This is a genomic window from Azospirillum sp. 11R-A (assembly GCF_049472615.1).
Lineage (GTDB): Bacteria > Pseudomonadota > Alphaproteobacteria > Azospirillales > Azospirillaceae > Azospirillum > Azospirillum palustre.
The window spans coordinates 324,404-337,759 of the sequence record NZ_JBCEBL010000001.1 but is presented as its reverse complement, the minus strand read 5'-3'; the positions used below and the strand labels follow the sequence as shown (position 1 = coordinate 337,759).

Genomic DNA, 13,356 nt, shown 5'->3' with positions numbered 1-13,356 from the left:
GCTCACTCCCTCCGGTAGATGGTCGGACCGGCCTGCCGGAACAGGTTCGACACGCCATACAGGCTCTCCGAGTGGCCGAGGAACAGATACCCGCCAGGGCGGAGCATCCGGGCGAAGTTTTCTATCACCTGCATCCGGCCGCGGCGGTCGAAATAAATCAGGACATTGCGGCAAAAGATCGCGTCGAACGGGCCGGACATCGGCCAATGTTCCAGCAGGTTCAGGGGTTTGACGGTCACGAGGCGCTTCAGCTCCTCGCCCATCGCCACAGCCGGCTCGCCGTCCAGCCGGGTGTCCGTGGTGAAGCGCTGGCGGATCGCCGGCGGAATGCCGGTGGCGCCCGACAGCGGGTAGATGCCGCGCCGGGCGGTTTCCACCATGTGGGTGTCGATGTCGGTGGCGAGGATGCGGGCGTCCCAGCGGCGCAGTTCCGCCCCCATGGCGGAGACCAGCACCATCGCCATGGTGTAGGGCTCCGGTCCGGAGGAGCAGCCGGCCGACCACAGCCGCAGCCGCGGTTTCGGCCGGTGGGCGTTCAGCGTCCGCAGTTCCGGCAGGACGGTGGAGGCGAGGAAGTCGAAATGATGCGATTCGCGGTAGAAGCTGGTCAGGTTGGTGGTCAGTGCATTGACCAGGAAGCCGATCTCGTCGGCCACGCCGTCGCTTTGCAGCAGGGCGCAATAGGCGTCGAAATCGGGCAGCCGCAGCTCGCGCAGGCGGCGCGCCAGCCGGGCATAGACCATCTCCGCCTTGTGCGGCGCCAGCGCGATGCCGGCCAGCTGATAGAGCAGGCCGGCGATCAGGTCGAAATGGTGCCGCTCGAAATGGAATTCGCGCGCGCCACCGAACACCGCTGCCGGCGCGGCCGGGGGGCGCCGCAGCGTCTCGGGTTCGGTCAGTGAGGCGGGCGAGCGGTCGGTCATCGCGGCACCGGGGGCATCGTCAAGAGATCTCGGGTCAGGCTGATCTGCGATCGAGGGTGAAGAAGGTCATCTGCTGGCGCAGCTGGTCGGCCTGATCCTCCAGCGAGCGGGCGGCGGCGGTGCTTTCCTCCACCAGGGCGGCGTTCTTCTGGGTCATCTCGTCCATCTGCGAGATGGCGATGTTGACCTCGTCGAGGCCCGAGGCCTGCTCGGCGGTCGCCCGCGCGATCTCCGACACCAGATCGGCGACGCGCCCGATGCCCGACACGATCTCCGTCAGGGAGCTGCCGGCCGACCGCACGAGGTCGACGCCCTCGCGCACCTGCCCGCCGCTGTCCAGGATCAGCGCCTTGATCTCCTTCGAGGCCTGGGCGGAGCGCTGGGCGAGCTGCCGCACCTCCTGCGCCACCACGGCGAAGCCGCGCCCGGCGTCGCCGGCCCGCGCCGCCTCCACCGCCGCGTTCAGCGCCAGCAGGTTGGTCTGGAAGGCGATCTCGTCGATCACGCCGATGATGTCGGAGATCTTCTGCGACGACTGTTCGATCCGGCGCATCGCCTCCACCGCACTGGTCGCCACCTGCCCGCCGCGCGAGGCCGCGGCGCGCGCCTCGGTGGCGTAGCCGTTGACCTGCTGGGCGTTGTCGGCGTTGGAGCGCACGGTGGCGGCGAGCTGTTCCATGCTGGCCGCGGTCTCCTCCAGTGAGGAGGCCTGCTGTTCGGTCCGCTCCGACAGGTCCATGCTGCCTTCCGCCACTTCGCGGCTGGCGACGGCGATGGAGCCGGCGGCATGGTCGATGCGCTGCACGATCTCCGACAGACGGCCGACCGTGCCGTTGAAGTCGTCCTTCAGCCGCTGGAACACGCCTTCGTACTGCTTGTCGATGCGGCTGGTCAGGTCGCCGCGCGACAGGGATTCCAGCACCGTTGCCAGATCCTCGGTGACGGCGGCGATGTTCCCGGACAGGCGGTTGATGCCTTCGCTGACCAGCCGGAAGAAGCCGCTCTTGCCGTCCAGCGGGATGCGGTGGGTGAAGTCGCCGCGCACGGCATTCTCCACCATGGCGCCGATCTCCGCCTCGATCGCCAGCTCCTCGGTCAGGTCGCGCCATTCGATGACGGTGCCGAGCCGCTCGCCCTGGCGGCTGACCACCGGGTTGGCGATGACCTGGAAGGTGCGGCCGCCGGTCTTGGCCAAGCCGCGATGGGTGTGGGTCAGGTCGGTCAGCAGGCGGCGCTGGTGGGTTGGATCGCGGTGGAAGACGTCGAAATTCTGTCCGACCATCCTGCTCGGATCGAAGCCGGGCAGCGCGGTCCGCAGGTCGGCCTCGGCATGGCGGAACATCGCCAAAATCGAATCGTTGGCGTAGAGGATGCGGCCGTCGGCATCGGCCATCATGATGTTGGCCGACACCCGTTCCAGCGCGATGCGGGAGCGCAGGGCCTCCACCGCCTCGTCCTTGAAGGCGTCGACGGCGCGGGCCATGTCGCCCAGCTCGTCCTGCTGGCCGGTGTGGGGGACGCTGACCGACAGCTTGCCCTCCGTCAGTTCGGTCATCACCCGGCGGATGCCGGTGACCGGCCCGACGATGGAGGCGGCGATGCGGTTGGCCGCGACGATGCCGATCACCAGCGACAGCAGGCCCAGACCGACCGTCAGGCGGATGGTGAAGGCGGCTTCGCTGCCGGCATGCTGCTCGATGGCCCTGGAGCCGGCGGCGATGGAGGCGACGATGCCGTCGATGGCACGGTTGACCGCGGATGCGGCGGTCACGAGGTCGTCGGTGCGGCGCTTGGCGTCGTCATTGGCGGCGACGATCTCGCGGAAGGCGCTGCGGTATTCGGCAGCGCGGGCGTCGACGTCGCGCAGGGCCACGGACAGGACGGCATTGTTCTGCAGCAGGGTGGACAGCCGGGCGATCCCGTCGCCCATCGCCTTGCCTTCCGCCTCCACCTGGGCGGCGGCGGCCGGATCGCGCAGGCCGATGGCGCGGTTGGCGTAGAAGCGGGTCAGCAGCCAGCGCTTCTCCACCTCCTGCATGCCGAAAGCGATGTCCTTGTCGCCGGAGGCGTCGGCCGCAGCCACCGCCTCTTCCAGCCGCTTGGTCACCTGGGCGCCGAGCGGGTCCATGCGCTCGTGCAGCGTCCGGTCGGCGCGCTCGCGCACAGTCCGCACCGCGTCGAATTTCTCGTGATAGGCGCCATGCAGGCTGTTGAGGTCGGCGAAAGCGGCGGCCTGGGGGGAGGCCTTCATCATGGCCTGCCGGTCCGACATCGCCGATTCGAACTCCCCGCGCAGGACGCGCAGCCGGTCCAGCGCCTCGGTGGTGCCGAGATTGATGTATTCCCGGGTTTGCAGCCGTTGCGCACCCAGGCGGCTTTCCAGATCCTTGGCGAAGACGGCGAGGTCGCCCGACGCGATGACGCTGTCGATGCGGCGGTTCAGCCCGTCCAGCCCATAGATGCCGGTGCCGGACTGGGCGGCGATCAGAACCAGCAGCAGGCCGAAGACCAGCCACAGCCGCCTGGCGATGCGCATGTTGCTGAGGAAGGTGCCGGATTTGGCGATCGTACCGTCGGTGGCCATCGCTGACGTTCCCTCTTTTTATGGCTTCTCGTTGCGGCCTGCGCAGCCGGGGGATCGCCAACCGGTATCAGGTCGGCTCCAACGCCGCGCGGGTGGCGTCCTGGTCGACATGCTCGCCAGCGAACAGCTTCCCCACATTGAGCAGGGTCACCATCCGGTTCTCGGCGGTGTAGAGGCCGCTGAGATACTCGGCGTCGACCAGACCGCTGTCGACATCGGGTGGCGGCTTGATGGCGTCGTGGCCGATGGCGAGTATGTCGGAAATGGCGTCGACCAGGATGCCGCGCGTTCGCTCCCCCACCTGCATCACCACCACGACATGACGCTTCGTCACCTGGGTCAGGCCACCGCCGAAGCGGGCCCGCAGGTCGAAGATCGGGATGATGATGCCGCGCAGGTTGATCACGCCGCGGACATAGTCGGGAAGATTGGGCAACCGGCTTTCCGGCGTCCAGCCGCGGATTTCCCTAACTGCCAGGATGTTGACTCCGTACTCCTCGCTGCCGACGGTGAAGGTGACATACTGCTCCTCGCTGCCGTTCGCGGCGCCGGCCGGCTGGAGATCGGTGCGGGAGCTGACGGGGGCGATTGCGGTGGAACTGCTCATCGCTGAACCTCAAACCGTTTGGCGTTGACGCTGGTCGGACTTGTCCGCCGGGGCGGGCAGGGACGGGGAAGGCGGGGGGCTGCCGCCGGAGGCGTTGCCAGTGCCGGCGCCGGTGCCTGAACCATGGCGGCTCATTTCGCGCAGGCCCGCCACGTCCAGGATCAGGGCGACGCGGCCGTCGCCCAGGATGGTGGCGGCGGCGACGCCGTCCAGCCGGCGGAAATTGGATTCCAGGCTCTTGATGACGACCTGCTGCTGGCCCAGCACCTCGTCCACCACAAGGCCGAGGCGGGAGCCGTCCTCCGTCTCCACCAGCACGACCAGCCCCTTGGTTGCGTCGTCGATGGCCTTGGGGATGCCGAACAGCCGGTGCAGATGGACGAGCCGGACATATTCGCCGCGCGCCATCATCACGTCGCACTTGTTGACCAGCCCATGCAGGTCGGCGGGTTTGGGGCGCAGGCTTTCGACGATGTTGGTCAGCGGCAGGACGAAGCGCTCCTCCCCGACCGAGATCACCATGCCGTCCAGCACCGCCAGCGTCAGCGGCAGCGACAGGACGAAGCGCGACCCTTCGCCCGGCGTCGAATAGACGCCGATCCGCCCGCCCAGGCTGGAGATGTTCCGCCGCACCACGTCCATCCCGACGCCGCGGCCGGACAGGTTCGACACCTGATCGGCGGTGGAGAAGCCGGGCAGGAAGATCAGGTGGTCGATCTCCTCGTCCGACAGGCTGGCACCCGGCTGCACCAGGCCCTTTTCGATGGCCTTCGACAGCACCTTGGCACGGTTGATGCCGCGGCCGTCGTCGGTGACCTCGATCACGATGCGGCCCGAGCGATGGGCGGCCGACAGATGCACGGTGCCGGCGCGCGGCTTGCCGACGCGCTCCCGCTCCTCCGGGCCTTCCAGCCCATGGTCGATGGAGTTGCGGATCATGTGGGTCAGCGGGTCGACGAGGTTCTCCACCACCGTCTTGTCGACCTCCGTCGTCTCGCCGGTGGTGACCAGCATCACCTCCTTGCCGGTCACGGCGGCGCATTCGCGCACCAGCCGCGGCATGCGCGAGAAGACGCTGGAAACCGGCTGGGCGCGGATCGACATCACGCTTTCCCGCAGTTCGCGGGTGTGCTGGGCAAGGCCTTCCAGCCCCTCCAGCAGTTCCTGGAACTGGCCCGGCGGCAGGTCGCGCAGATGCTCGGCGATCATCGCCTGGGTGATGACCATCTCGCCGACCATGTTGACCAGCCGGTCGATCTTGTCGAGATCGACGCGGATGGTGTGGGTGGTCGGCCCGGCATGGTCGCTGCCGCCATTCGTCCGCTTGGCGCCGTCGCCGGGCTTTGCTGCACCCGACGTGGTGGCGGCCGGGGTGGCGGTCAGGATGGCCGGTGCGGCTGCGGGGGCGACCGGCTCCGGCAGGTTGGCGGCAGGGGCGGTGACCGGCTCCGCCGACGGAACGAGCGCGGGGGCGATGAGCGCTGGCGGCGGGGCTTCGGCGCTGATGCGGATGTCGCAGTCGTCGGCGACGAACTCGAACACGTCGTCGATCTGGGCGCGGTCCACCTGCGGGTCGGCCAGCAGCGTCACCGTCCAGGACAGGTGCAGCAGTTCGGCGTCGAGGTCGCGGAGGGAGGGCAGCCTGTCCAGATGGCAGACCACCTCCGCCTCGCCCAGGCGGCGCAGGGCGCGCAGCATGTAGGTCGGCTCGTTGCCCGACAGCAGCAGTTCGGCCTTCGGACGGAAGACGATGGTCCAGCGGACCTTCCCTTCAGGAACGGGGCCGGCGTCAGGCGCCGGCCGGTCGTCGCGCGCGGCCTGGATCGCCGCCAGCGCGTCGCCGAAGATGCCGGCCTCGTCATCCTCGTCGTCGGGATAGAAGCCTGCGGCAGCCTGGATGGCGGCGGCCGGTTCGGCCGGGGCCTCGTCCGCCGGCTCCCCGGCCTTGCCCAGGAAGCGGCGGAGGGCGGCGACGGTGTCGACGGTGGTGCCGGCCGGCACCTCGGTTTCGTCGGCGGCGTGGGCGAGCAGGCGGGCCAGCACGTCGTTGGCGCGGATCAGCGTGTCGACCAGTTCGGTGCTGACCGGGATTTCGGCGTTGCGCACGCCATCCATCACCGTTTCGAACTCATGCGCGAAGGCGACGAGGTCGTTGAAGCCGAAGGCGCCGCCGCCGCCCTTGATCGAATGGACGGCGCGGAAGATCGCGTTCACCTCGTCCATGTCGATTTCGCCGGGGGCGAGGCGCAGCAGCCCGGCCTCGGCGACCGCCAGGAGTTCGGCGCTCTCGTCGAAGTAGGTCTGTTTGAAGCGGCTGAGATCGTCCACGGCTGCACCCCTCCCTGAATCCGTCGGCTTGCGGTCAGCCGCAGACCTTCTGCACCACCGACACCAGCTTGTCGGGGTTGAAGGGCTTCACGATCCAGCCGGTGGCGCCGGCGGCCCGGCCCTCCGCCTTCTTGCTCTCGTCCGCTTCGGTGGTCAGCATCAGGATCGGCAGGGTGCGGTGGGCCGGGATGGCGCGCAGCCTGCGGATCAGGGTCAGCCCGTCCATCACCGGCATGTTCAGGTCGGTGATGACCAGATCCACCTTGTTGGTGGCGATGGCGCTCATCGCCTGCTGGCCGTCGGCGGCTTCCACCACGTCATAGCCGGCGCCCCGCAGGGTGAAGGACACCATGTCGCGCATGGTGCGCGAATCGTCCACCGTCATCACTTTCTTCTTCACGCTCGGCTCCATTGCTTCAGCCAGGCGGCGAGTCCCAGATCCTCGCACGCTTCGGACAGGACCTCGGACGGGGCGGCGAGGACGAAGGCGGCCCCGCGCTCGGCCGCATCGCGGGCGGCGACGACCAGCGCCTGGATGCAGGCGGCGCTGATGCGCTCCACGGCGTCGGCCTGGACGGTGACGTCGGCCGACGCCTTGAAGGCGGCGCGCAAACTGTCCAGCAGAGGTTGCGCCATGGGCAAATCGAGGTCGCTCGGCAGGCCCAGGCGGAGCCGGCCGTCATCCTCCTCCGTCCACTTGATCAGCGACACGCCACCCCTCCGTCTACGGCAGGCACATTCTTGCGCATTCCGGTTGCAGCAGCGACGTTGCCAGACTGCGTCTCAAGGATTCGTTAAGCGCAAGCTTCAGACGGAGGGGGCGGCGGCGGGAAGTTGGGGATAACCGCAATCAAAAATGGGACATGGCGGAGAGGCTGGCCCCCGGCAGGATGCGTCAGCCTTTCGCCCGCGCGATCAGCGGACGGAATTCGGCCAGGACGGACTCATAGACCGGGCGCTTGAAGGCGACGATCAGGCCCGGCAGTTCTTCCGCGTCGATCCATTTCCAGGCGTCGAATTCCGGATGGTCGGTGTCGAGCCGGATGTCGGCCTCGTCGCCGGTGAAGCGGGCCAGCATCCACATCTGCTCCTGCCCGCGCCAGCGGCCCTTCCACACCTTGCCCAGCAGATCGTCGGGCAGGTCGTAGCGGTGGGGGGCGGCGGTCATGGCGATGAACTCCGCCTTCGCCGTGCCGATTTCCTCTTCCAGCTCGCGGAAGGCGGCGCTGCGGGCGTCCTCGCCCTCGTCGATGCCGCCCTGGGGCATCTGCCAGTCGGCCTCCGACCCGCAGCGCCTGGCGACGAACACCTCGCCGCGGTCGTTCAGCAGCATGATGCCGACGCAGGGACGGTAGGGCAGGGACTCGCGATCAAGAGGGGGACGTTCGATAGGGGCGGTCATGCCGGCGGGCTCCGTTCGGGTCAGGCTTTCGTGAGGAAGAAATAGATGGTCATCGCCGCCCCAACCAGGATCACCAGCTTGCGCAGGACCGGTGGCGGGATGTGGCGGGCGACCGAGGCGCCGGCATAGCCGCCGGCCATCGCGGCGACCAGCATGATCAGCGCCTCCGTCCAATAGACCGCGCCGCCGGCGACGAAGGCCGCCACCGCCACTGCGTTGAGGCAACCGGAGACCAGCGACTTCAGCCCGTTCATCGCATGCAGGTCGGTCAGGCCGAAGACGCCGAGCGTCGCCAGGATCAGGATGCCGATGCCGCCGCCGAAATAGCCGCCATAGACCGCGATCAGGAACTGCACCGCCAGCACCGTGCCGTGGCCGATGGTGACGTTGCGGCGGACCCAGGCCGAGGCGGTCGGGCCGATGGCGAACAGCAGCGTCGCGAACAGCAGCAGCCACGGCACGATGACCTCGAAGGTCCGCTGCGGCGTCCACAGCAGCAGAAGCGCGCCCAGCAGTCCGCCGACGAGGCTGATGCCGAGGAAGGAGGGCAGGTGCACCTCGCGGATGCGTCCCAGCTCCCGCCGGTAGCCAAAGGCGCTGGCCAGCGCGCCGGGCGACACCGCGACGGTGCTGGTGGCGTTGGCGTTCAGCGGCGGCACGCCGGCCAGGATCAGTGCGGGGAAGGTCAGGAAGCTGCCGCCCCCGGCCACGGCGTTCAACACGCCGGCGAAAAAGGCGGAGACGATCAGCAGCAGCGTCAGCATGTCATCCTATCCGAAAGCCTTGTGGCCCGAAAACCTTGCTCCGGCGCGGCCGGCGCGTTGCGTTTTGCACACGCCCGCCCATACCGCAACGCCGAAGTCCCACAACCACGCGGCTTTCGCAACCCCGAACAATTCGTTAAGGTCGTCGTCCCTTCAACGGATAGAGTGTCCGGAGACCTTCATGTCCGCCCTGCTCGATACCGCCGACGCCCTGCACGACCAGATGATCGCCCTCGGCCGCGCTGCCCGCGCCGCCGCGGCCGCGCTGGCGACCGTGCCAGGACCGTCGAAGGACCGGGCGCTGAGGGCGGCGGCGGCGGCCATCCGCGCCCGCGCCGCCGAGATCAAGGCGGCGAATGCCGAGGACATGGCGAACGCCCGCGACCTGTCCGGTCCCATGCGCGAACGGCTGATGCTGGACGACACGCGCATCGAGGCGATGGCCAAGGGGCTTGAGGACATCGCCGACTTCCCCGATCCCATCGGCGGCGTGCTGGCGGAGTGGACGCGGCCCAACGGCCTGCGCATCCAGCGCGTCCGCGTGCCGCTGGGCGTCGTCGGCATCATCTATGAAAGCCGGCCCAACGTGACGGCGGATGCCGGCGGCATCTGCCTGAAGTCGGGCAACGCCGCCATCCTGCGCGGCGGGTCGGAGAGCATCCGCTCGTCCCGCGCCATCGCCTCCTGTCTGGCCCAGGGCCTGCGCGAGGCCGGGCTGCCGGAGGCGGCGATCCAGCTGGTGCCGACCACCGACCGCGCCGCCGTCGGCCACATGCTGACCATGCGCGATTACATCGACGTCATCATTCCGCGCGGCGGCAAGTCGCTGATCCAGCGCATCGCCGACGAGAGCCGGGTGCCGGTCATCAAGCATCTGGACGGCAACTGCCACGTCTATGTCGATGCCGCCGCCGACCTGGAGAAGGCGCGCAAGGTGGTCCTGAACGCCAAGATGCGCCGGACCTCCATCTGCGGCGCCGCCGAGACGCTGCTGGTCGACCGTGCCATCGCCGACAAGGCCCTGCCTGTTCTGGTGAAGGATCTGCTCGATGCCGGCTGCGCGGTGCGCGGCGATGCGGCGGCCCAGGCGGTCGATCCGCGGGTGACGGCGGTGGTGCCGGAGGATTGGGACACCGAGTATCTCGACGCCATCATCGCCTGCGGCGTGGTGGATGGGGTGGATGGGGCCATCGATCACATCGACGCCCACAGCTCCCACCACACCGAATCGATCCTGACCGAGGATCCGTCGGTGGCGGAACGGTTCCTGTCCCGGGTGGACAGCGGCATCGTGCTGTGGAACGCCTCGACCCAGTTCGCCGATGGCGGCGAGTTCGGCATGGGGGCGGAGATCGGCATCTCCACCGACAAGTTCCATGCCCGCGGCCCGGTGGGTGCGGAGCAGCTGACCAGCTACAAGTATGTCGTGCGCGGCGATGGCCAGACGCGGCCTTAAAATCGACGCCCTTCCCACCATTGAAACCCTCTCCCCCCGGGGAGAGGGTGACCGCTACGGGTTGACGTCCGGATTCCAAAAAGACCCCAGCCTCTATTCCGGCCCGCTCTATGCCGGGCTGACTGTCGGCATTCTCGGCGGGTCGTTCAATCCGGCCCATGCCGGGCACCGGCACATCAGCCTGTTCGCGCTGAAGGCACTCGGGCTCGACCGCGTCTGGTGGATGGTCAGTCCGCAGAACCCGCTGAAATCCACCTCCGGCATGGCCTCGCTGCCCGAACGGCTGGCGGAGGCGCGGGCCGTCGCCGCCCATCCCGGGATCGAGGTGACGGCCATCGAGACCGCGCTCGGCACCCGCTACACCGCCGATACGCTGGCCAAGCTTCAGCGCCGCTTCCCCAAAACCCGCTTCGTATGGTTGATGGGGGCGGACAATTTGCGGCAAATTCCACGCTGGAAGCACTGGAATCGAATCTTCGACTCGGTGGCCGTTGCGGTTTTCGCCCGTCCAACCTATTCTCTTGGTGCGTTGAGCGGCAAGGCCGCCCAGCGCTACACCCGTCGGCGGGTGTCGGTGTCTGGGGTAAAAGGGCTGGCGCGCCGCAGGCGGCCGGCCTGGGCGTTCTTACGCAACCCCTTGCACCCGGCCTCGGCGACGGCGATCCGGCAGGCACGGGCCGCCGGGTCGTGAAACCGTTGCAAGAGGTTTGGAGCCATCACCACGCACACCGAAACGGCCGCGACCGCTCCGCGGCCAGCCGCCGTTCCCCAGATCCTGGAACCGCAGGACCTGAAGGCGCTCATCCAGGCGTCGCTCGACGCCGACCAGGCAGATGACGTGACCGTCATCGATCTCGCCGGGAAAACCACCTTCGCCGATTACATGATCGTGGCGTCGGGCCGCAACACGCGGCATATCGGCGCCATGGCGATGAAGCTGGCCGAAAAGCTGAAGCAGGCCGGCGTCCGCGGCGTCGAGATGGAAGGCATGGCCCAGTGCGACTGGGTGCTGGTCGATGCCGGCGACGTGATCGTCCACCTGTTCAAGCCGGAGGTCCGGACCTTCTACAACATCGAAAAGATGTGGGGTCTGGAGCTGCCGACGCCGTCGGGCACGGCGCGGTTGAGCGCCTGACGAACCGGAGGCGGAGGGCCGCATCATGCGTCTGTGGCTCGCCGCCGTTGGGCGGTCGCGGGGTGGACCGACCCGCGACCTGTTCGACGAGTATGTCGGACGGCTCGGCTGGCCCTTCACCCTGAAGGAGGTCGAGGTGAAGAAACGCCTCTCCTCCGACGAATTGAAACGGCAGGAGGCCGGGCTGCTGCTCGCCGCCGTGCCGGCCGGCGCCATCGTCGTGGCGCTGGACGAACGCGGCAAGGCGCTGCCCAGCGAGAGTTTCGCCGCGAAGATCGGCGACTGGCGCGACCGCGGCGCCGGCGATCTCGCCTTCCTGATCGGCGGTGCCGACGGACATGGCGACGCGGTGCGCGCGAGGGCCGACTTCCTGCTCGCCTTCGGGCCGATGACCTGGCCCCACATGCTGGTGCGCGGCATGCTTGCGGAGCAACTCTATCGCGCTCAACAAATTCTTGCCGGTCACCCCTATCACAGGTCCTGATTCCGAGCGTCGCATCCGGCGCGCGGAAAAGCGCCGGAGCTGAAAACACGAAACTCCGAGACCACAACCTTTCGAGAAAGGTAAGCGCGATGACCGAGACCAACCGACCCCGCCCCGTCGTCCTCTGCATCCTGGACGGCTGGGGCTATCGCGAGGAGCGGTCCGACAACGCGATTGCGCTGGGCGAGACCCCGAACTGGGATCGCCTGTGGTCGGCCGAACCGACGGCCTTCCTCGACGCCAGCGAGGAGGAGGTCGGCCTGCCCAAGGGCCAGATGGGCAACTCCGAGGTCGGGCACATGAATCTCGGCGCCGGCCGGGTCGTCATGCAGGACCTCGTGATGATCGACCATGCCATCGTCGAGGGCGATCTGGAGCGCAACGCCGCGCTGAACGACCTCGTCAAGACGATGCACAGGACCGGTGGGCGCGTCCACCTGATGGGCCTGATGTCGCCGGGCGGCGTCCACTCGCACCAGGACCATATCGCTGCGCTGGCCGGCGTGCTGTCGCGCGAGGGCGTGCCGGTGGCGGTCCATGCCTTCACCGATGGCCGCGACGTTCCGCCGCAGAGCGCCAAGGATCAGGTCGCCGAGTTCATGGCCGACGTCTTCGAGCTGCCGGGCGTCGAGGTGGCGACCGTCATCGGCCGCTATTACGCGATGGACCGCGACAAGCGCTGGGACCGCGTCGCCAAGGCCTATGCCGCGATGACCAGGGCGGAGGGCGAGCGCGCCGCCGACCCGATCCAGGCCATCGAGCAGAGCTACGCCGCCGACAAGCATGACGAGTTCATCCTGCCGACGGTGATCGGCGATTACGCCGGCATGAAGGACGGCGACGCCATCCTGATGGCGAACTTCCGCGCCGACCGCGCCCGCGAAATCCTGGCCGCCTATGTCGAGAAGGATTTCGACGGCTTCCCGGTGGCCAGTTCCCCGGAGGGTGGCGCGCCGAAGCTGGCCGCCGTGGTCGGCATGGTCGAATATTCGTCGGCGTTGGCGAAGCTGATGACCACCATCTTTCCGCCCAAAACACTGACCAAGGTGCTGGGCGAGGTGGTTTCCGAGGCCGGATTGAAGCAGCTGCGCATCGCCGAGACCGAGAAGTATCCGCACGTCACCTTCTTCTTCAACGGTGGCGAGGAGCGGGTCTATGAGGGCGAGGACCGCATCCTGATCCCGTCGCCGAAGGTCGCCACCTACGATCTGCAGCCGGAGATGTCGGCCTCGGAAGTGACCGGCAAGCTGGTCGGCGCCATCGATTCGGGCAAGTACGACCTGATCGTCGTCAACTTCGCCAACCCCGACATGGTCGGCCACAGCGGCATGCTGGACGCGGCCATCAAGGCCGTGCAGGCGGTCGACAGCAGCGTCGGCCAGGTGGAGGCCGCGGTGCGCCGTGCCGGCGGCACCATGCTGATCACCGCCGATCATGGCAACTGCGAGCTGATGAAGGACCCGGAGACCGGCGGGCCGCACACCGCCCACACGCTGGACAAGGTTCCGCTGGTGCTGGTCAACGGCCCGGCCGGCGCCCGGATCGACAGCGGCCGTCTGGCCGACATCGCTCCGACGCTGCTCGACCTGCTGGGCCTGCCCAAGCCGGCGGAGATGACCGGCCGCAACCTGCTGGTCCGCACCGCCGCCCGCGCGGCGGCGGAATAGCGGATG

The 13,356-nt window shown here is 68.4% G+C and carries 13 protein-coding genes; 5 read left to right on the top strand and 8 right to left on the bottom strand.

The features are described 5' to 3' along the window. Positions 1–2: 2 nt before the first annotated feature. The 8 genes from VH569_RS01680 to VH569_RS01645 form a co-directional block, all read right to left on the bottom strand. Positions 3–923 carry a CheR family methyltransferase gene (locus VH569_RS01680; protein ID WP_423313499.1) on the bottom strand — a complete coding sequence of 307 codons (921 nt, stop codon included), beginning with the start codon at positions 921–923 and terminating at the stop codon, positions 3–5. Between the two features lie 34 nt (positions 924–957). Next, the gene (locus VH569_RS01675) at positions 958–3,507 is read right to left on the bottom strand and encodes a methyl-accepting chemotaxis protein (protein WP_423313497.1); all 2,550 of its coding nucleotides are present in this window, start codon (positions 3,505–3,507) and stop codon (positions 958–960) included. A gap of 67 nt (positions 3,508–3,574) precedes the next feature. Then, complete coding sequence (locus VH569_RS01670; protein WP_098739194.1) at positions 3,575–4,114, bottom strand: chemotaxis protein CheW; 540 nt, start codon at positions 4,112–4,114, stop codon at positions 3,575–3,577. 9 nt (positions 4,115–4,123) lie between these two features. Next, positions 4,124–6,442 carry a chemotaxis protein CheA gene (locus VH569_RS01665; RefSeq protein WP_423313494.1) on the bottom strand — a complete coding sequence of 773 codons (2,319 nt, stop codon included), beginning with the start codon at positions 6,440–6,442 and terminating at the stop codon, positions 4,124–4,126. A 34-nt stretch (positions 6,443–6,476) separates the two neighbouring features. Continuing rightward, positions 6,477–6,854, bottom strand: coding sequence for a response regulator (locus VH569_RS01660; RefSeq protein ID WP_109048963.1), 378 nt, complete (start codon positions 6,852–6,854; stop codon positions 6,477–6,479). After that, entirely contained in the window at positions 6,839–7,153 is a 315-nt protein-coding gene (locus tag VH569_RS01655) for an STAS domain-containing protein (RefSeq protein ID WP_098739197.1), read from the bottom strand. Before VH569_RS01655 ends, VH569_RS01660 begins: the two co-directional genes overlap by 16 nt. A 184-nt stretch (positions 7,154–7,337) precedes the next feature. Beyond that, a complete protein-coding gene (locus VH569_RS01650) occupies positions 7,338–7,844 on the bottom strand; it encodes an RNA pyrophosphohydrolase (protein ID WP_423313491.1) in 507 nt (168 codons plus the stop codon). 20 nt (positions 7,845–7,864) lie between these two features. After that, positions 7,865–8,608 carry a sulfite exporter TauE/SafE family protein gene (locus VH569_RS01645; protein ID WP_423313489.1) on the bottom strand — a complete coding sequence of 248 codons (744 nt, stop codon included), beginning with the start codon at positions 8,606–8,608 and terminating at the stop codon, positions 7,865–7,867. Between the two features lie 181 nt (positions 8,609–8,789). On the opposite strand from VH569_RS01645, the gene VH569_RS01640 reads away from it, so the two are divergent. From VH569_RS01640 to gpmI, 5 genes are all read left to right on the top strand, one after another. Next, positions 8,790–10,064, top strand: coding sequence for a glutamate-5-semialdehyde dehydrogenase (locus tag VH569_RS01640; protein ID WP_423313487.1), 1,275 nt, complete (start codon positions 8,790–8,792; stop codon positions 10,062–10,064). 61 nt (positions 10,065–10,125) lie between these two features. Next, positions 10,126–10,755, top strand: a complete 630-nt coding sequence (locus tag VH569_RS01635; RefSeq protein ID WP_423314113.1) for a nicotinate-nucleotide adenylyltransferase — start codon at positions 10,126–10,128, stop codon at positions 10,753–10,755. Positions 10,756–10,902: 147 nt separating this feature from the next. Beyond that, entirely contained in the window at positions 10,903–11,199 is a 297-nt protein-coding gene (gene rsfS / locus VH569_RS01630) for a ribosome silencing factor (RefSeq protein ID WP_423313485.1), read from the top strand. Positions 11,200–11,224: 25 nt separating this feature from the next. Further along, the gene (gene rlmH / locus VH569_RS01625; protein WP_423313483.1) at positions 11,225–11,683 is read left to right on the top strand and encodes a 23S rRNA (pseudouridine(1915)-N(3))-methyltransferase RlmH; all 459 of its coding nucleotides are present in this window, start codon (positions 11,225–11,227) and stop codon (positions 11,681–11,683) included. Between the two features lie 89 nt (positions 11,684–11,772). Beyond that, a complete protein-coding gene (gpmI, locus tag VH569_RS01620; protein ID WP_423313481.1) occupies positions 11,773–13,350 on the top strand; it encodes a 2,3-bisphosphoglycerate-independent phosphoglycerate mutase in 1,578 nt (525 codons plus the stop codon). The last annotated feature ends 6 nt before the right edge of the window (positions 13,351–13,356 follow it).

Excerpts from the sequence above, each read along its gene's own strand:
- rlmH (WP_423313483.1), top strand. The coding sequence starts at position 11,225 with ATGCGTCTGTGGCTCGCCGCCGTTGGGCGGTCGCGGGGTGGACCGACC.
- VH569_RS01650 (WP_423313491.1), bottom strand. The coding sequence starts at position 7,844 with ATGACCGCCCCTATCGAACGTCCCCCTCTTGATCGCGAGTCCCTGCCC.
- VH569_RS01640 (WP_423313487.1), top strand. The coding sequence starts at position 8,790 with ATGTCCGCCCTGCTCGATACCGCCGACGCCCTGCACGACCAGATGATC.
- VH569_RS01670 (WP_098739194.1), bottom strand. The coding sequence starts at position 4,114 with ATGAGCAGTTCCACCGCAATCGCCCCCGTCAGCTCCCGCACCGATCTC.
- VH569_RS01645 (WP_423313489.1), bottom strand. The coding sequence starts at position 8,608 with ATGCTGACGCTGCTGCTGATCGTCTCCGCCTTTTTCGCCGGCGTGTTG.
- VH569_RS01680 (WP_423313499.1), bottom strand. The coding sequence starts at position 923 with ATGACCGACCGCTCGCCCGCCTCACTGACCGAACCCGAGACGCTGCGG.
- VH569_RS01660 (WP_109048963.1), bottom strand. The coding sequence starts at position 6,854 with ATGGAGCCGAGCGTGAAGAAGAAAGTGATGACGGTGGACGATTCGCGC.
- VH569_RS01675 (WP_423313497.1), bottom strand. The coding sequence starts at position 3,507 with ATGGCCACCGACGGTACGATCGCCAAATCCGGCACCTTCCTCAGCAAC.
- gpmI (WP_423313481.1), top strand. The coding sequence starts at position 11,773 with ATGACCGAGACCAACCGACCCCGCCCCGTCGTCCTCTGCATCCTGGAC.